Annotated in this window: 15 protein-coding genes; 4 read left to right on the top strand and 11 right to left on the bottom strand. The window is 58.4% G+C overall.

Going from position 1 to position 17,280, the window contains the following annotated elements; all coding sequences use genetic code 11:
• Positions 1-20: 20 nt before the first annotated feature.
• Both WH298_RS15955 and WH298_RS15950 read right to left on the bottom strand, forming a co-directional pair.
• Positions 21-539 carry a GNAT family N-acetyltransferase gene (locus WH298_RS15955; protein WP_180823300.1) on the bottom strand — a complete coding sequence of 173 codons (519 nt, stop codon included), beginning with the start codon at positions 537-539 and terminating at the stop codon, positions 21-23.
• A complete protein-coding gene (locus tag WH298_RS15950; RefSeq protein WP_007887818.1) occupies positions 536-1,099 on the bottom strand; it encodes a helix-turn-helix domain-containing protein in 564 nt (187 codons plus the stop codon). The genes WH298_RS15955 and WH298_RS15950 overlap by 4 nt, the downstream gene beginning before the upstream one ends.
• Before the next feature lie 151 nt (positions 1,100-1,250).
• Here WH298_RS15950 and WH298_RS15945 point away from each other — a divergent pair, with 151 nt between their 5' ends.
• Positions 1,251-1,985: a MerR family transcriptional regulator gene (locus tag WH298_RS15945; RefSeq protein WP_007887821.1), complete on the top strand. Its 735-nt coding sequence runs from the start codon at positions 1,251-1,253 to the stop codon at positions 1,983-1,985.
• Between the two features lie 170 nt (positions 1,986-2,155).
• Here the strand turns inward: WH298_RS15945 and WH298_RS15940 are convergent, their stop codons facing one another.
• The 4 genes from WH298_RS15940 to osmF are packed head-to-tail and all read right to left on the bottom strand — an operon-like array spanning position 2,156 to position 5,893.
• The gene (locus tag WH298_RS15940; RefSeq protein ID WP_180823299.1) at positions 2,156-2,887 is read right to left on the bottom strand and encodes an ABC transporter permease; all 732 of its coding nucleotides are present in this window, start codon (positions 2,885-2,887) and stop codon (positions 2,156-2,158) included.
• Positions 2,887-3,822, bottom strand: a complete 936-nt coding sequence (locus WH298_RS15935; RefSeq protein ID WP_180823298.1) for an ABC transporter ATP-binding protein — start codon at positions 3,820-3,822, stop codon at positions 2,887-2,889. Before WH298_RS15935 ends, WH298_RS15940 begins: the two co-directional genes overlap by 1 nt.
• Positions 3,815-4,981: an ABC transporter permease subunit gene (locus WH298_RS15930; RefSeq protein WP_180823297.1), complete on the bottom strand. Its 1,167-nt coding sequence runs from the start codon at positions 4,979-4,981 to the stop codon at positions 3,815-3,817. The genes WH298_RS15935 and WH298_RS15930 overlap by 8 nt, the downstream gene beginning before the upstream one ends.
• Positions 4,982-4,984: 3 nt before the next feature.
• Positions 4,985-5,893 carry a glycine betaine ABC transporter substrate-binding protein OsmF gene (osmF, locus tag WH298_RS15925; RefSeq protein ID WP_007887831.1) on the bottom strand — a complete coding sequence of 303 codons (909 nt, stop codon included), beginning with the start codon at positions 5,891-5,893 and terminating at the stop codon, positions 4,985-4,987.
• Between the two features lie 215 nt (positions 5,894-6,108).
• On the opposite strand from osmF, the gene WH298_RS15920 reads away from it, so the two are divergent.
• A complete protein-coding gene (locus tag WH298_RS15920) occupies positions 6,109-7,575 on the top strand; it encodes an MFS transporter (RefSeq protein WP_180823296.1) in 1,467 nt (488 codons plus the stop codon).
• A gap of 73 nt (positions 7,576-7,648) precedes the next feature.
• Here the strand turns inward: WH298_RS15920 and idi are convergent, their stop codons facing one another.
• From idi to WH298_RS15905, 3 genes are all read right to left on the bottom strand, one after another.
• On the bottom strand, positions 7,649-8,182 hold the full coding sequence (gene idi / locus WH298_RS15915; RefSeq protein WP_007887840.1) for an isopentenyl-diphosphate Delta-isomerase: 534 nt from the start codon (positions 8,180-8,182) through the stop codon (positions 7,649-7,651).
• Positions 8,183-8,421: 239 nt separating this feature from the next.
• Positions 8,422-10,317 (bottom strand): methyl-accepting chemotaxis protein, encoded by a 1,896-nt coding sequence (locus tag WH298_RS15910; protein ID WP_180823295.1) that lies wholly within the window; start codon positions 10,315-10,317, stop codon positions 8,422-8,424.
• A 152-nt stretch (positions 10,318-10,469) separates the two neighbouring features.
• On the bottom strand, positions 10,470-11,582 hold the full coding sequence (locus WH298_RS15905) for a suppressor of fused domain protein (RefSeq protein WP_049850951.1): 1,113 nt from the start codon (positions 11,580-11,582) through the stop codon (positions 10,470-10,472).
• A gap of 225 nt (positions 11,583-11,807) precedes the next feature.
• Between WH298_RS15905 and WH298_RS15900 the strand changes: the two genes are divergently transcribed.
• Positions 11,808-12,104: a hypothetical protein gene (locus WH298_RS15900; RefSeq protein WP_180823294.1), complete on the top strand. Its 297-nt coding sequence runs from the start codon at positions 11,808-11,810 to the stop codon at positions 12,102-12,104.
• Here WH298_RS15900 and WH298_RS15895 read toward each other — a convergent pair.
• Both WH298_RS15895 and bglX read right to left on the bottom strand, forming a co-directional pair.
• Entirely contained in the window at positions 12,096-12,965 is an 870-nt protein-coding gene (locus WH298_RS15895) for an oxygenase MpaB family protein (RefSeq protein ID WP_180823293.1), read from the bottom strand. The genes WH298_RS15900 and WH298_RS15895 overlap by 9 nt on opposite strands.
• 145 nt (positions 12,966-13,110) lie before the next feature.
• On the bottom strand, positions 13,111-15,408 hold the full coding sequence (bglX, locus tag WH298_RS15890) for a beta-glucosidase BglX (RefSeq protein ID WP_180823292.1): 2,298 nt from the start codon (positions 15,406-15,408) through the stop codon (positions 13,111-13,113).
• Between the two features lie 155 nt (positions 15,409-15,563).
• Here bglX and dld point away from each other — a divergent pair, with 155 nt between their 5' ends.
• Positions 15,564-17,273, top strand: coding sequence for a D-lactate dehydrogenase (dld, locus tag WH298_RS15885; RefSeq protein ID WP_007887849.1), 1,710 nt, complete (start codon positions 15,564-15,566; stop codon positions 17,271-17,273).
• The last annotated feature ends 7 nt before the right edge of the window (positions 17,274-17,280 follow it).

Below are 17,280 nucleotides of genomic sequence, written 5' to 3'. Positions count from 1 at the left end.
GGGGGACAGCGAGCACGATCTCAGCGCAACACCTTATACATCACCGTAGTCGCATCCAGCACACCTTCAGTCGACTCCGCATACTGCGGAATCGCCCCGGCAATCTGCCAATCCATCGACAAATACAACGCCGTCGCCACGTCACCGCTGCGTGTGTCCAGCACCAGCAAACTTTTGCCCTGCTGCTGCGCCAGCTGTTCGGCTTGTTGCATTAGGCGGCGGGCAATGCCCTGACGTCGCGCGCGCGGATGCACCAGCAGCTTGCTGATCTCAGCACGGTGGCGACCATTCGGCATCGCGCTGAACCCCACCATCACCGTCGCCACAATCACGCCCTGCTGATACGCCACCAGCAGTTGGTTGTCGCCGCTCGCCAGGCTGTAAATTTTGTCCTGCCAGAAATGCTCAATCGCCGCGCGATCTCTCGCATCAATAAAGCCCACGCTGGCACCGTCGGCCACGCAGCCCTGCAGCACATCACTTAACTCTGCCAGCAGCGGCTGCGCCTGGGTGGCGCTGAGAGGTTCGATCTCAATCATGGTTTGCATACCACCAAAATGTAGCGCGCGCCGCCTTCGGCGTGAGCCTCGAAGGCGGATTTGCCGGTGAGATGGAAGCGCAAGCAATCGCCCGCCTGCAGCGTCCAGCGCTGGTCATCCATCAAGATTGTCAGCTCGCCCGATTGCAGCCAGATATGCTGCTCCAGCCCCTGCACCGGCGGTGCATCGTAATCGATGCGCGCGCCAGGACGCAGCACGCCCTCCACCAGCTCCGCTTTAAAATGGCTGGCGGGCGGCGACACGTTGCGGCGCTGAAAACCGCTGGCGGCATCATGCCACACCGGCTGCTGCTCCGCTTTCAGCAACAGCGCCGCCTCCTCTTCCACCTCGCTGAGCAGGCGTGACATGGTCAAACCGTAAGCGACACACAGCCGATTAAGCAAAGCGGCTGTCGGGCTGGTTTCAGCGCGCTCAATTCGCGACAATGAAGCCCGACTGATGCCGGTCGCCATCGCCAATTCATCTAATGACCAACCGCGCTGCACGCGCAGTTCGGCCAGTCTTGACGCTAAGCGATCGTCAGTTTCCGAAGCAGACATCTTCACCTCTCAATTATGGGAATTAAATCTCATATATGAGATAACACTACGAATCCTCAACAAGGTCAAGTTGTACAACTAAAAAATCGTTGTACAACCCAGTCGTGGGGGTTAAGGTGTTGTTATGCAGGTCAGAATTTTTGAGGACTTTATGGCCTTATACAGTATCGGGGACGTAGCCGAACGCTGTGGAATCAACCCAGTAACGCTTCGCGCATGGCAGCGACGTTACGGTCTGTTAAAGCCGCAGCGCACCGAAGGTGGTCATCGGCAATTTGATGATGAAGATGTTCAGCGTATCGAAGAGATAAAACGCTGGATAGAGAGCGGCGTGCCCGTTGGCAAAGTGAAAGCGTTGCTGGAAGGCGCCACCGTCAATGTGCACGACGGCTGGTCGGCACTGCAGGAAGAGTTGATGAGCGTGCTGCGCCACGTGCGCCCGGCTAAATTACGCACCAAAATTGCCACTATTGGCCGGGAACATCCGGTGGATGCGCTAATCGATCATGTGTTTGTGCCGGTTCGCCAGCGTCTGGGCTTAGATCAGAACACCGCCCGCACCATGTGCAGTCTGCTGGATGGCGCATTGATTGATTATGTGGCGTTTTGCCTGGCAGGCGCGCGTAAGAAAGCCGGTAAAGATGCGCTGATGATTGGTTGGGCGGTGGAAGATCGCACCCGCATCTGGCTGGAAGCCTGGCGCTTAGCGCAGCAGGGCTGGCGCATGGATGTGCTGGCGGAGCCGCTGGACATGCCGCGTCCTGAACTGTTCCCCGGGCAAAACCTGTTTATCTGGACCGGTAAAAAACCGACGCGCCGTCAGCAAGAGCAGTTTGAACACTGGCAGGCCCAAGGTTTTGCGATTCATCTGCACGATCCTGCATAAGCAAAAATCGCACACACGGCCTTTGCCTGGCGGAGTGTGCGCGTTATGATGCCGCCCTAAATTTCTTTTCTCAGGTCTCCTTATGAACTGGAATAAACTCCTTATCGGTTCCCTGTTCGCCATCATGGCGCTTGGCGGCATGGGCGGCATGATGCTGGTCGGCTACAGCCTTATTGTGCATACCAACTAAGTTTGCGTTGCACCCGCTCTAACAGACGATCGCAAATCAACGCCAGCAGCGCCACTAGCAGTGCCCCCTGAATGACATAAGCGGTGTTAAAACCGCTCAATCCGATGATCACCGGCGATCCGAGGCTTTCTGCGCCCACGGTAGACGCAATGGTGGCGGTACCAATACTGATCATCACCGATGTTCGTACCCCGGCCATGATCACCGGCGCGGCCAGCGCCAGCTCAATCTGCCATAAACGCCGCCACGGCCCCATGCCGAGGCCAACGGCTATTTCACGATTGCTGGCCGGCACGCTATCTAAACCCGCCAGCGTACCCTGCAGAATCGGCAGCAGCGCGTAGAGAAACAGCGCTATGATGGCGGGCGTCGCGCCAAATCCCATTACCGGCACCGCTATCGCCAGCACCGCCACCGGCGGGAACGTCTGCCCTGCCGCAGCTACCGTTTCCAGTAATGGACGAAACGCGCGCCCGGCCTGCCGCGTGGCAAACACCGCACAGCCCACGCCGACCACCACTGCCAGCAGGCTACCGCTTACCACCAGCGCCAGATGCGCCAGCGCCAGGCGCCAGAAACTCTCCTGCTGATAGAGCGGCCGCTCGAGCTGCGGAAACCAGTGCGCAAACAGCGGGCCGCTGTGCGGCAATCCCCACAGCAGCAGCAAAAAGGCCGCCAGCAGCCAGTAGAGCGGATCGCGTAACAGCCGCATCAGCTCGCCTCCTGCTGGCGCAGCAGATCGCTAAAGTGCAGCACGCCCAGCGGCTGTTGCTGCTGATCAACCACCGGGAGTTTATCGGTACGACGCGCAATAAACTGCGACAGCGCTTCACGCAGCGTGAGTGATTCGGCGATCGGTTCCGCATCGAGCCATTCGCCGCGCCGTGCCGCACTGCCGGCGCGACCCAGTGCCAGCAAACGCACGCCAAGCTCGCTGCGACCAAAGAATTCGCGCGCAAAGTCATTCACCGGCTGCGTAAGCAAATCAATCGGCCTGCCCTGCTGCACAATTTCACCTCCATCCATCAGCACCAATTGATCGGCCAGCGTGAGCGCTTCGTCGATGTCATGCGTGACCAGCACCACGGTGCGCCCGGTCATTTTCTGGATGCGCAGCATCTCGTGCTGCAGCGCCAGGCGATTGACCGGATCGAGCGCGCCAAACGGTTCATCCATCAGCAGCAGTTCCGGATCGGCCGCCAGCGCGCGCGCCACGCCGACACGCTGTTGCTGTCCGCCCGAAAGCTGATGCGGCATGCGCGATGCCAGGTGGCTATCAAGATTAAGCAGCGCCAGCAGCTCGTCGACGCGCTGATTGATCCTCGCCTGCGGCCAGCCCAGCAGCGACGGCACGGTGCCGATGTTCTTTGCCACGTTCCAGTGCGGGAACAGGCCAATCGACTGAATGGCGTAACCGATGCGGCGGCGCAGCGCGCGGGCATCCATGCGCTCAATCGGTTCACCGGCAAAACGAATTTCACCGCTGTCGTGCTCGACCAGCCGGTTGATCATCTTCAGCGTGGTGGATTTGCCGGAACCCGAGGTACCAATCAGCACGGTAAAACTGCCCTTCTCAATCTTTAGCGACAGGTTGCGTATCGCCTCTTTCCCGGCAAACACTTTGCTCACCTGATGAAATTCAATCATGACGTCTCTCCAGCAGTGCCGACAGTAAACGCAGCAGTGCATCAAAAATCACCGCCAGCGCCACCACCGGAATCACGCCCAGCAGCACCAGATCGAGCGCGCTGCTCAGCAATCCCTGAAAAACAATGGCACCAAATCCACCCGCGCCAATCAACGCGGCGACCACCGCCAGACCAACGGTTTGCACCACCACCACGCGCAAGCCAGAAAGCCACACCGGCAGCGCCAGCGGCAGCTCGGCCAGCCAGAACTGCTGCCATGCGCTCATGCCCATGCCGCGCGCGGTTTCGCGTACCTCCTGCGGCACCTGCTGCAAACCGGCCACCACGCTGCGCACCAGCGGCAGCAGCGCATAGAGCACCAGGGCAATCAGCGCGGGTGCAATGCCGATGCCGCTAATGCCCCAGCGCGCCAGCACCGGGAAATGCGCGACCAAACCGGCCAGCGGCGCAATCAGTAAGCCAAACAGCGCCACCGACGGCACGGTTTGAATCAGGTTCAGCACGCTAAACGCGGCGTTCTGCCAGCGTTGACGACGCGCAATCGCCAGGCCGAGCGGCAAGCCGAGAAGCAGCGTCGGCAACAGCGTACCGCCGAGCAGCCACAGATGTTGGCTGAAGGCCGCGTCGAACACTGCCGTGCGGTTGGCATACTCTTTCAATAACGAGAGACGATCGAGGTGACCGCTGAGTAGCAGCAGCAGCGGCAACAGCCAGATTTGCAGGTTGAGCACAATGCGCCACGGCGTGCTGGCCGTAATTTGCCGTACCGCTTCGGCCGCTAGCAGCAGCGACAGCGCCGCAGCGCACCATAAGCCGCTGCCAAACGCGGTGCGCGCCAGCGGACTACCGCTGTTCGCCAACGCCGTCGCCTGTTGCCCGGCGAGCCAGATAAGCAACGCCAGCATGACGTCGGCCGCCAGCAGCAAGCTGACCGCGCTGATACGCCGCGCAGGCCACCATAATCCTTGCCACAGCCACAGCAGCGGTATCAGCAGCAACCCGCTATTCGCTACCTGCCAAAACAACAGCGGCTGCCCGGAAACCAGACGATTAGCGGCGAAGCTCAGTAGCGGCAAGGCAAACAGCGCCAGCGAGATAAGCGTGGTTAGCACCAGCAGCACCGGCTGCTGGCGGGGTCTGAATAACAACGACGACACTGTTTACAGCAACTTATTCTGCTGTAACCACTGTTTCGCGACCTGACTGGCATCTTGACCATCGACCGCAATCTGCGCGTTCAGCTGTTGCAGGGTTTTCTCATCCAGCTTGCTGAATACCGGCTGCAGCCAGTTACCGATCTCAGGATACTGCTTGAGCACGCTGGCGCGGATCACCGGTGCAGGCGCGTAAATCGGCTGCACGCCTTTCGGATCGCTCAGGGTTTGCAGGCCGAGCGCCGCCACCGGACCGTCGGTGCCGTACGCCATCGCGGCGTTCACACCGGAGGTTTGCTGCGCCGCCGCCTTGATGGTCACCGCGGTGTCACCGCCCGCCAGCGACAGCAGCTGCGACTGCTCCAGCTTGAAGTTGTAAGCTTTTTCAAACGCCGGTAACGCATCGCTGCGTTCGATAAATTCTGCCGATGCCGCCAGTTTGAAAGTGCCGCCTTTTTTCAGGTATGCACTGAGATCGTCCAGTGAATTGAGGTTATTCTTCTGCGCCACGTCACCGCGCACCGCGATGGTCCACGTGTTGTTGGCTGGCGCTGGCGTCAGCCATACCAGCTGGTTTTTGTCAGCATCGAGCTTTTTCACCTTCTCGTAGCCCTGCTGAGCATTTTTCCACGCCGCATCTTTCTCATCGTTGAAGAAGAAAGCGCCGTTGCCGGTGTATTCCGGATAGATATCCAGCTCGCCCGCGGTAATCGCGCCGCGCACCACCTGCGTAGTGCCGAGCTGGATTTTGTTAACCGTTTTCACCCCGTGTTTATCCAGCACCTGCAGGATGATATTGCCGAGCAACGAGCCTTCGGTATCAATCTTAGAGCCAACCTTCACCGGATCCGCCGCATGCGCCGCACCCACGCTCATGGCGAGCGCCATCATCCCCAATAAACCCTGCTTTATCATCTCGCCTCCCTCATTTGTTTTCATTGTGTGACTATCAAGCGTAGCCTGGCGAATAGCGATGGGCGCGGTCAAGCAGCTTACTTCGTGCTTTTTTTGCTATCGATAGCGGGTTGGTTATAACCAAAACGCAGTTCATATAACCAAATTGAATTTTTAATGCCGAGGCGGCGGCTTATGCTCACCGTCCCACTCATTACAATAAATTACAAAACATCATGACCGATTTAGCTTCTCCGGCGCACGTGGCGCAGGCAGGGAATACACCCACCGGTGAGACCAAATGGATTCGCAGCGCGGCCGACGTTTCCGGTTTGGTTAATAACAGCGACGAATCGCGCAGCAACGCGCGCATTGTCATCGCCATTGCGCTGGGCGGCGTGTTTCTTGATGCCTACGATCTCGGCGCATTAGCCTTTGGTATTAAAGACGTGACGCGCGAGTTCCAGCTCACGCCTGCCGGCACCGGCATGGTGGCCTCGGCGATCACCTTTGGCGCGATTGTCGGCGCCTTAATTGGCGGCTATCTCACCGATAAAATTGGCCGCTATCGGGTATTTATGGCCGATATGTTCTTCTTCGTGGTAGCGGCATTAGCCTGTGCCTTTGCGCCGAACGAATACGTATTGGCGGGTGCGCGCTTCGTAATGGGACTCGGCGTTGGCATCGATTTGCCCGTGGCGATGGCGTTTCTTGCCGAGTTTTCGAAGCTGCGCGGACAAGGCAACAAAGCCGCCAGCGTGGCGATGTGGTGTCCGACGTGGTACGCGGCGATCAGTATCTCCTATCTGCTGGTACTGCTGCTGTATGCGGTACTGCCGGAAACCCACACCGATTGGCTGTGGCGTTTAATTCTGGGGTTTGGTGCGGTGCCCGCGCTGCTGATCATTGCCATTCGCAGCCGCTACATGAGTGAATCGCCGATTTGGGCCGCCAATCAGGGCAACCTGAAAGGCGCGGCAGAGATTCTGCGCAACGCCTACAACATCAACGCGCAGGTGGCGGAGGATGCCGATCTGACACCGCAGAAAGCGGTACGCAAAGCCAGCTGGCGCAACTACGGTGCGCTGCTGCAGGGCGTCTATCGCCGCCGCACTATTCTGGCCACCGTGACGTCAATCGCCTCATCGTTTGCCTATAACGCGGTGGCGTTTGGCCTGCCGGTGATCATCTCAAGCTTCTTTGCGCAATCGATGCTGACCACAATTCTGGTGTCGCTGGCGCTTAATCTGCTGTTTGCGTTTGTTGGCGGCTTGCTGGCGGTGCGGCTGGTGCCACGTCTCGGTGCGTGGAAGATGTCGGTTGCCGGTTACGCCTGTCAGTGCGTAGCGCTGCTGGGATTAGCGTTGATTGGTCGTCCGGAAGGTGGCGAACAAGCGGCGGTGGCGATTGCCATGCTGGCACTGTTCCTGTTTGGTCAGGGCTTTGGTCCCGGCTCGCATACCATGACGTTTGCTTCGCTGAGCTATCCGGCTTCGCTGCGCGGCGTGGGCGTTGGCTTCAATCAGACGCTGATGCGCGGCAGTTCAACCGTGTCGCTGTTTGCCTTCCCCCTGCTGGTCGCTGCGTTTGGTACTGGCGTGTTCTGGGTGATCTTCCTGGCGCCACTGATTGGCTTGCTGGCGCTGCTGACGATTCGCTGGGAGCCGTCGGGCTACGACGTGGATGCGGAAGATTTTCAGTGATACCTAAACACTGACTTCACCGAGCGCACGTGTTGTAGCGGCGCAATTTATTGCGCCGCTACGGAGTGTGCAATTATGCGGTCAGGCGGAAATCGCCGAGCGTATTGGGGATGCGCGGGAAGGTGTGCAGGAACCACGGCGTAAACTGCTCGGGGTTTTCTGCCATCTCCTGCTGAATTTGAGCAATTGAGCGATAGCACCACGCATCAGCCTCTTCCGGATTGAGTACCGGCTGCTCATCGCTGATGGCGAAAAACACGTGGCCATATTCATGCTCGGTTAAACCGTTGCTGAGCGGCAGGTTATAGCTGAGTTCAAACACCGGCGTTAGCGTAAGTTTCATGCCCATCTCTTCACGCAGACGGCGTTCGGCGGCATCACGGGTCGACTCTTGCGGATAGGGATGACTGCAGCAGGTGTTGCTCCATAACCCACCGCAGTGATATTTCCCACTGGCCCGACGCTGCAGCAGCACCTCATGGCGCGAATTGAACACGTAAACCGTTACCGCACGATGCAGCAATCCTTTTTCATGCACTTCCAGCTTTTCCATTTGGCCGATAGGGCGATCGAGGTGGTCGACGAGAATAACTTCAATGGCGGACATGACAACTCCTTCGGAAAATTCGCAGCTATTGTACACAACCTCCCCGGCGTTAATGGAGGAAATAGCGCACATTCCGTGCGTTAACGTGGGCAACATAAAGCGTAGCAGCCTGCGGACAATTCAGCATAAAAAGGCGGGAAAAGGGGTTAACAGAGGAGATGCGGGCGGTGTGTAATACGGTCGCCGCCATCAATGACGACCGTATTGTGTAGCATCGCCATGCATGGCGACCGAGTCGATTACAACTTAAAGCTCTGCACCACCTGCTCCAGCTGGACGCTCTGCTGCTCCATCGCTTGCGCGGCGGCAGAGACCTGCTCAACCAGCGCGGCGTTCTGCTGGGTGCTGCCATCCAGCTGAGTAATCGCCACGTTGACCTGATCGATACCCATGCTCTGCTCGCGGCTCGCCGACATGATTTCACTCATCAGCGTGGTGACGCTGCTGACGCCCTGCATCAGCTCATCCATGGTTTGCCCGGCCTGCTCCACCAGTTGGCTGCCGGTATCGATATTCGCTACCGACTCCTCAATCAGCTTTTTGATTTCACGCGCCGAGTTAGCCGAACGTTGCGCCAGATTGCGCACTTCCGAGGCCACCACGGCAAATCCGCGGCCCTGCTCACCGGCTCGTGCGGCTTCTACCGCCGCATTGAGCGCCAGGATATTGGTCTGGAAAGCGATGCTGTCGATGACGCTAATGATATCCACCACTTTACGCGACGATTGGTTAATCGCCCCCATGGTGCTCACCACCTGACGCACCACTTCGGTACCGCGCGCGGCGACTTGTGAAGCGCCGTCGGCCAGCTGATTGGCGTGCGTGGCGTTATCGGCGTTCTGCCGTACGGTGCCGGTCAGCTCTTCCATCGACGCAGCGGTCTCCACGATCGAACTGGCCTGCGACTCCGTGCGCGCTGAGAGATCGGCGTTGCCGCTGGCGATTTCACGCGAAGCGGAGGTGATCGCCAGCGCGCTGTCGCCCACCTGGCGCATCAGCCCCTGCAGATAAGCAATGAACTGGTTAAAGCTCTGCGCCACGGCGTTGAATTCCGGGCTATTGCTGGCAGGCAGACGCTGCGTCAGATCGGCACCGCCGGTCGACAAGGCTTCGATGTTGCGATGCAGCAACGCCAGGCGTTTCATCATCGCCCGCACGAAACCGAGCAGCACCAGCAGCAGGATCACCGCCAGCGGGATCTGCACCAGACCCAGACGCGTCAACATGCTATGCGTCTGCGCATCCAGCAAACTGGAGGGCACATCACTGGCGAGATACCACGGGCTGCCGGCTATCGCCTGCAGGAACAGCGTGTGTTCACCATCTTCCCCTGCAAAGGTGGTTTGTGTCGGCTGGCTGCCCGCCTGCGCTAACAAGCCTTTCAACGCGGCGGCCATCGGCAATTGCGTATCCGCAAGATTCTCCAGCTTCGGCGCACCCTCCACCAGCGCGGCGTTGCCGACCACTTTGCCATCGGCTTCAACGATCAGTACGCGGCCCTGAATCGCCTCGCCCATCTGTTTTGCCAGCTGGTTGAAGAAGCCCAGCGTCACATCGATCGTCGCGACGCCCCACGCGGTGCCGTCGCGATAAATCGCCATGGCGCAGTTAGTACGCGGCTGCGGGCTGGCGGCATCCTGATAGGCTTTCGCCCAGGCGCACTGACCTTTAGCGGCGGCCAGGCCATCTTTGTACCAGGACTGCTCCCAGTATTTGTCGGCGGCGTCTGAGTTCCAGTAGGTGTTGACCTGCAGCTGATTGCTGGCGTTACGCGCAAAGAACGAGCTGTTTTTCTCTTTCGCCGGATCGCGACGATTCGGTAATGGCCAGATGCCACCGCCGAACACATTGCTGTCCTGATATTGGTTGACTAAGGCGGGCAGCAAGGTATCGATGGTCGCGCTGTCCATCACGCCAGCCGCTTCGGTGATAGCACGCTGCTGCGCCTGCACACGGTTCATCTGCTCGATGATGCGTCCGGCCAGGCCGTCCACTTCGTAGCGCACCAGGCGGCTTTCATTATGAGAGAGCTGCGGGGCGATAAACTGATTGATCACCAGCACGGTAATCAGCATTAGCCCGACAAAAAAGGCGACCAGCGTCGCGGTGAAACGGGATTGTGTTGTTTTGAACATTATGTGTGCCCTTACCCTGGTTGGCGAGTTGCCTGATCGAGGTTAACGGCGTGTTAATGGGGATCTTGAGGTGAGCGCGATCACAAAGCAGTGAAATAGTTGATTTGAGTGATAATTTAAAATCGTAGGGTCGGCATTAATGCCGACCGGGTTTAGGGTGCGGGCGGCTCCACCACTTCCTGACGCGGGCGGAAAATATGATTATTCCCGTCCGCCAGCAAACGCTGCAGCAACTGCTGGCCACCGCGATCGTCGGCTTGTGCGAACTGACGTTCGGCTTCGGTTATCGGCGTTGACCACAGCAAATTCACCCGGTCACCATCGCGTTTCGGCAGGCGAAACTGCGCGGCTTCCGGCGCCAAATCATTGGCCAGCAGGAAGCTTTCGAAACCCACCGGCGCCACTTCTGATGCCAGCGTATGGCCTTCGCCAATCCACGTCAGCCGCGCCCACGGCAGATGCGCAAACTCTGCCAGCGCGCTCGCCATCTGCACCGCATTGGCTTCGGTCATCACTTCTCCGTCTACGGCCATCGCCAGTTCAACGCGGCGATACTGCGGCGCCAGCTCATCAAACAGGTGATCCACCTGCGGCATTGGGCGAATCCCCATACCGAGAGTGAGAAAAACCCAAACGCCGTTATGTAAATGCTGCGAAATCGCCATCGGCGGCCAGTTGCCTTGATCGATGGAGTAATACTTGACCGATTCGCCAAACTGCGCCTGATAACACTGCATCAGCTCGCGCTGCACCACATCCCACAGATGCCCGTCGTGCCAGTCGCGCCAGAAATGACGCTGCTGTTCGGCACGCGCGTAATAGTCGTTGGTCGAAGCCGATCCAAGCGGTGCGGTCAGGCGATTTTCTTTGATACAGGCGGCAGAGAAACTCACCTGCTTGTCCTGATACAGGCTCCAGCCGGGGATCACCGCCAGCAGCTGACCGTAATACCATAATGCCGCACCGTCATCGCTTGGCTCCCACAGCACCTGTAATCCGGCCGGATCGAGCATTGGCTCAGCTTCCAGCGTACGGCAGTACTCCGCACTCAGCAGCGGCGCTATGCCCTGCTCCATCGCTTCACGATCTTCCTGCGCCGGCGCAGGCAACAGATTGCGCAGCCAGCAGCCGCGCACCGCATATTGGCTGCGAAACAGGTCGTTCGGCCAGATATAAAAATAGGCCGTACGCGCGTCCTGTTCGACGATAGCGGTTAGTGTGTGTTGCTGATTCGGCACCTCAGCAATCAGAGGTTGGTGGGTCATAACGCCTCGATATTACCTGGAGGAATCCATTTTCCCCGAGAATAGAGCAGGATCGGCACTCGTGCCATGTGACACAAGGGTAAAACTCTCAAAGTGCGTGCAGGCGTAAATGAAAACGGCGGATCAGTGCCAGCATAACGCGCTGACACGCTTCAAATTATTTCGCGATTCTTTTGCCGTCACGCATGGTATCGTCGGCGCATTCCTCTGTGCGGAGCTGCCGATATGGTGCTGCAAAACCTCGATTTGAACCTGCGCGACGTGGTTATCTGCGCGATGTTAGTGTGGCTGTTTATACGCTATACGTGGGTAATGTCGTCGCTGAGCATCATGCTGGCGGGCGCCGCACTGCTGGTGTTGTTGCCCACGGATATTTACTTCAGTTTATTACCGCTGGCGCTAATTGGCGTCGGGCTTGGTATGTTGATCCATCATCATCAGCAATGTCGGCTGGCGCTGCAGCGCGAAGCGCGCACCCCACGCACTTATACCAAAAAGCAGGACGAGCTTAATCTACCCTGAACGGCCCATGCGCTGCATGGCGCGCGTGTAGGCGCCGCGCTGAATTGACCAGCGCAGCAGCCCGGCAAGCACCGCAATTTCCCGGTCCACCCGCCACTGATTGACCGGCCCAATCGGCTGCTGGATCTGCTGTTGCGCCCAGGTTGGCAGCAACCCCATTCCCGCTTTCAGCATCACCCGCATGGCTGGCTTTGCCTGCCAACTTGGCGCAGGCGCATTGATTAATAGCTGCATCACTTCCAGCGTGCGCTCATCGCAGATCAGCTCAGGGCGCATTCTCTGTAAATAGTCCTCAACCGCCGGTACGCTTTTCGGCACCTGCTGCGCGCCGAGCGCTTCGGCAATCAGCGCCGCTTCCTGATAATAGCGATCCTGATCTTCCCGGCTGAGCTGCGGATTTTTGTAGCGTAGATGCGCCGCCAGAAAGCGGCTGGTCTCGGCAACGTGCACCCAGGTCAGCAGATGCGGATCGCTGGCGACATAAGGCTTGCCGGCGTTGTCGATGCCGGTAACGCGCAGGTGAATACGTTTGACGCGCTCAATCAGAATATTGGCATCCACGGTATTGCCGAAGGTGGTGACGGCGATAAACTGGCTGGTACGCCGCAGGCGGCCCATCATGTCCTGACGGAAGTTGGAGTGATCCCACACGCCGGCCAGCGCTGCCGGATGCAGCATCTGCAACATTAAGGCGCTGATACCGCCGCACAGCATCGCCGTGAAATCGCCGTGCACGCGCCAGATAACGTGATCCGGACCAAACAAGCCAGGATCGCCGGGCGGTTGCGAGATATCAAATTCATTGAGTGACAGGCCGTTGAGGCGGAAGACTTGCTGTTGGATACGTTCGCGGATGTTCATGGGTTTCGATTTGTGCGGTTAGGCCCTCACCCCGGCCCTCTCCCGCAAGCGGGCGAGGGAGAGGATTGTGCTCGGATTGAAAACGCCGCACCCATAGGTTCCCTCTCCCGCTTGCGGGAGAGGGTTAGGGTGAGGGCATCAGCGACTATAAATAATCAAACTGCGCATCCTGGGTACGCACGGAATCCAGACCAATCATCACGTTGATTTTGCCTGGCTCAGCCACCTGCTGCATCTTCTGGTTCCAGAACTTCAGCGCATCCACATCGATCTTAAACTTCACCGTCTGCGATTCGCCGGCTTTCAGCATGATGCGCTGGAAGCCGCGCAGCTCCTGCACCGGACGGCTAATGCTGGCGACCGGATCGTTGAGATACAGCTGCACCACGGTAGCCCCGTCGCGCTTACCAGTATTGGTCACGGTCACCGATGCATCCACCGAACCGTTACGCGGCATGGTGCGTGATGACATCTTCACCGGCGAAACGCTGAACGTGGTGTAGCTCAGGCCGTAACCAAACGGATAGAGCGGGCCGTTGATCGCATCATAGTAGTGTGAAGTGTACTTGTTCGGTTTGGCGAAGTTGTACGGACGACCGGTTGGCAGATGGTTGTAATAAATCGGAATCTGGCCAACTGAACGCGGGAAGGAGACCGGCAGTTTGCCCGATGGATTGTAATCACCAAACAGCACATCGGCGATGGCATTACCGCCCTCGGTGCCGCTGAACCAGGTTTCCAGCATCGCATCGGCCTGCTGATCTTCCTTCACCACCGTCAGCGGACGGCCATTCATCAGCACGATCACCAACGGTTTGCCGGTGGCCTTCAGCGCGTCCAGCAGCTTCTGCTGACTTTGCGGAATCGACAGTTCACTGCGGCTGGAAGCTTCATGCGCCATGCCCTGCGCTTCACCCACTGCGGCAACCACCACGTCGGCTTTTTTCGCCTGCGCCACCGCTTCATCAATCAGCTCCTGCGGCGAACGTTTATCCACGCTTACCGCTTGCTCATACAGATTAAGGAAGTCCTGAACGCCCTTGTTATCACTGATGTTGGCGCCTTTGGCATACAGCACCGTGCCTTTACCCGCCATCGCGCTGCGCACGCCTTGCAGCAGCGGAATAGATTGTTTCGCCACGCCTGCCGCAGACCAGCTGCCCATAATGTCGCGCTGGCTATCGGCCAGCGGCCCGACCAGCGCCACGGTGGCGTCTTTCTTCAGCGGCAGCGTTTCATGCCAGTTTTTCAGCAGGACGATGCTTTTGCGCGCCACGTCGCGCGCTTCGGCACGGTGCAGTCGGCTTTCCGCGTTGGTGTCCTGCGGATCGCTCTCTTTCGGCCCTAAATGGCTGTAGGGATCGTTGAACAGGCCCATGTCATATTTGACGTTCAGCACATGGCGCGCGGCATCATCGACTTCCGCCATGCTTACCGCGCCGCTTTTCACCAGCCCCGGCAGATATTTGCTGTAGTACTCGTCGCTCATGCTCATGTCGACGCCCGATTTCACCGCAATGCGCACCGCATCCTGCGGATCGCTGGCCACGCCGTGTTTCAGCAGCTCTTTAATCGCGCCGTGATCGCTGATGGTGATGCCTTTGAACTTCCAGTCGCCGCGCAGCACCTCTTTCAGCAGCCAGCCATCCGCCGTGGCCGGTGTACCATTCAGCGAGTTGAGCGCCACCATCACGCCGCCGCTGCCGGCATCAAGCGAGGCTTTATACGGTGGCAGATAATCCTGGAACAGCCGCTGCGGGCTCATGTCGACGGTGTTGTAATCGCGTCCACCCTCGACCGCACCGTATGCCGCGAAGTGTTTCACGCTGGTCATGATTGAGAAACGATCCGCCGCGCTTTTACCCTGCATGGCTTTCACCATGGTGCTGCCCATTTGCGAGGTCAGGAACGTGTCTTCGCCAAAGCCTTCAGAGAAACGGCCCCAGCGCGGTTCACGTGACACATCGACCATCGGTGCCCACGTCATGTTTAAACCGTCATCCGCCGCTTCATAGGCCGATACGCGGCCCACCTGCGCGATAGCATCAAGATCCCAGCTGGCCGCCAGGCCGAGCGGAATCGGGAAGATAGTGCGCTGACCGTGTACTACGTCGTAGGCAAAAAACAGCGGGATTTTCAGGCGGCTGAGTTCCATCACCTGATCCTGCATGGCGCGAATATCCTGGCGCGTCACGGTGTTAAAGATCGCCCCAACCTGACCGTGCTGAATCATGTCGCGAACCGCCGATTTCGGCGTATCCGGCCCTACGCTGATCAAACGCATCTGCCCGATTTTTTCATCAAGGGTCATTTTGCTGAGCAGCTGATTCACAAAGGCGTCACGCGCCTGTTCGGTCATTGGATGTGGGCCAAACAGGTCGTCCGCGAAAGCGGGCTGCATGGCTAAGGAGACAGCGAGGCTAACAGAGTAAATCCATTTCATCAGGTCGGGTTCTCTTAAGTGACTGCGCAATATCGAAATAACCGGGGCAGTTTGCCACAAGATGAGGATAGCAGGTAGCCGCCAATGTCACACCGCGACCCTGCCGCTGACGCGTGCTACAGTTGAAGCGCCATGTTAAAGACAAGGATAGGCCAATGAATAACAACACTTCGCACCCTACTCTGCTCGCCGAACTGCGTCGTCTGCTGGGTTCGTCGAACCTGTTAACCGATGCGGAACAGACCGCACGCTACCGCAAAGGTTTTCGCTCGGGTGAAGGCGAGGCGCTGGCGGTGATTTTCCCCGGCTCGCTGCTGGAGCTATGGCGTGCGTTGCAAGCGCTGGTGAGCGCGGATGCGATCATTTTGATGCAGGCCGCCAATACCGGTCTGACGGAAGGTTCCACGCCAAACGGCAACGATTACGATCGTCCGGTGGTGATCATCAGCACCCTGCGGCTGGATAAGTTGCAGCTGATTGATGGCGGCAAGCAGATCCTTGCCTTCCCCGGCAGCACGCTGTATCAGCTGGAAAAAGCGCTCAAACCGCTAGGTCGCGAGCCCCATTCGGTGATCGGTTCTTCCTGTATTGGCGCCTCGGTAATGGGCGGCATCTGTAATAACTCGGGTGGATCGCTAATCAAACGTGGGCCGGCCTATAGCGAAATGGCGCTGTTTGCACAAATTGATGCCAGCGGCAAACTCAAGCTGGTGAATCACCTCGGTATCGATCTCGGTCATTCGCCGGAAGAGATGCTGGGCCGGCTGGATGACGATCGCTGGCAGCAAAACGATGTACGCTGGGATGAGCGCCACGCCTCCGATCATGAATACGCCGAGCGCGTGCGTGAGATCAATGCCGATACTCCGGCACGCTTCAACGCCGATGAACGTCGCCTGTTTGAAGCGTCTGGCTGCGCCGGCAAGCTGGCGGTGTTCGCCGTACGTCTGGATACCTTCCCCACCGAACCCCAGCAGCAGGTGTTCTATATCGGCACCAACAATCCGGCAGAGCTGGGCGATATTCGCCGTCATATTCTGGCGGAATTCAAGCATCTGCCGGTGGCGGGCGAATATATGCATCGCGACATTTTCGACATCGCCGAAGTGTACGGTAAAGATACCTTTGTGATGATCGATAAACTCGGCACCGACAAAATGCCGCTGTTTTTCACTCTGAAAGGACGCGTTGATGCCTGGCTGAGCAAACTGAGCTGGGTGAAACCGCATCTTACCGATCGCCTGTTGCAGCGCGTCAGCGGCTGGTTACCGGCGCATCTGCCCAAACGTCTTAAGCAGTATCGCGATAAATATGAGCATCACCTGATGCTGAAGATGTCCGGTGACGGCGTCGCCGAAGCGCAGGCGTATCTGACTGAATACTTCCGCGAAGGTGGCGGCGCCTTCTTTGCCTGCGACGCCCAGGAGGGAGCGCACGCGTTTCTGCATCGCTTTGCCGCTGCCGGTGCTGCCGTGCGCTATCACGCGGTGCATGCTGACGAAGTGGAAGATATTCTGGCGCTGGATATTGCGCTACGCCGTAATGATGAGGAGTGGTTTGAGCGTCTGCCGGCCGAGTTCGATAAGGACTTAAGCCATCGCCTCTATTACGGCCACTTCTTCTGTCACGTGTTCCATCAGGATTACATCGTGAAGAAAGGCGTGGATGCGCATGCGCTGAAGGAGAAGATGCTGGCGATTTTGGCCGCACGCGGTGCCGAGTATCCGGCAGAGCATAACGTTGGTCATCTTTATCAGGCGAAACCGCAGCTGCAGGCGTTTTATCAGCAGTTGGATCCCACCAATAGTTTCAATCCGGGAATCGGTAAAACCAGTAAGCAGAAGGGCTGGGCGGTAAAGGTTTGAGGGTGCG

The organism is Pantoea nemavictus (assembly GCF_037479095.1).
Taxonomy (GTDB): Bacteria; Pseudomonadota; Gammaproteobacteria; order Enterobacterales; family Enterobacteriaceae; genus Pantoea; species Pantoea nemavictus.
This window is presented reverse-complemented; position numbering and strand designations above follow the sequence as displayed.

Bases quoted from the DNA above. Each gene is read 5' to 3' on its own strand.
- bglX (WP_180823292.1), bottom strand. From the start codon at position 15,408: ATGAAATGGATTTACTCTGTTAGCCTCGCTGTCTCCTTAGCCATGCAG.
- WH298_RS15905 (WP_049850951.1), bottom strand. From the start codon at position 11,582: ATGACCCACCAACCTCTGATTGCTGAGGTGCCGAATCAGCAACACACA.
- WH298_RS15920 (WP_180823296.1), top strand. From the start codon at position 6,109: ATGACCGATTTAGCTTCTCCGGCGCACGTGGCGCAGGCAGGGAATACA.
- WH298_RS15940 (WP_180823299.1), bottom strand. From the start codon at position 2,887: ATGCGGCTGTTACGCGATCCGCTCTACTGGCTGCTGGCGGCCTTTTTG.
- WH298_RS15910 (WP_180823295.1), bottom strand. From the start codon at position 10,317: ATGTTCAAAACAACACAATCCCGTTTCACCGCGACGCTGGTCGCCTTT.
- WH298_RS15950 (WP_007887818.1), bottom strand. From the start codon at position 1,099: ATGTCTGCTTCGGAAACTGACGATCGCTTAGCGTCAAGACTGGCCGAA.
- WH298_RS15945 (WP_007887821.1), top strand. From the start codon at position 1,251: ATGGCCTTATACAGTATCGGGGACGTAGCCGAACGCTGTGGAATCAAC.
- WH298_RS15895 (WP_180823293.1), bottom strand. From the start codon at position 12,965: ATGAACATCCGCGAACGTATCCAACAGCAAGTCTTCCGCCTCAACGGC.
- idi (WP_007887840.1), bottom strand. From the start codon at position 8,182: ATGTCCGCCATTGAAGTTATTCTCGTCGACCACCTCGATCGCCCTATC.
- WH298_RS15955 (WP_180823300.1), bottom strand. From the start codon at position 539: ATGATTGAGATCGAACCTCTCAGCGCCACCCAGGCGCAGCCGCTGCTG.
- dld (WP_007887849.1), top strand. From the start codon at position 15,564: ATGAATAACAACACTTCGCACCCTACTCTGCTCGCCGAACTGCGTCGT.
- WH298_RS15900 (WP_180823294.1), top strand. From the start codon at position 11,808: ATGGTGCTGCAAAACCTCGATTTGAACCTGCGCGACGTGGTTATCTGC.
- WH298_RS15935 (WP_180823298.1), bottom strand. From the start codon at position 3,822: ATGATTGAATTTCATCAGGTGAGCAAAGTGTTTGCCGGGAAAGAGGCG.
- osmF (WP_007887831.1), bottom strand. From the start codon at position 5,893: ATGATAAAGCAGGGTTTATTGGGGATGATGGCGCTCGCCATGAGCGTG.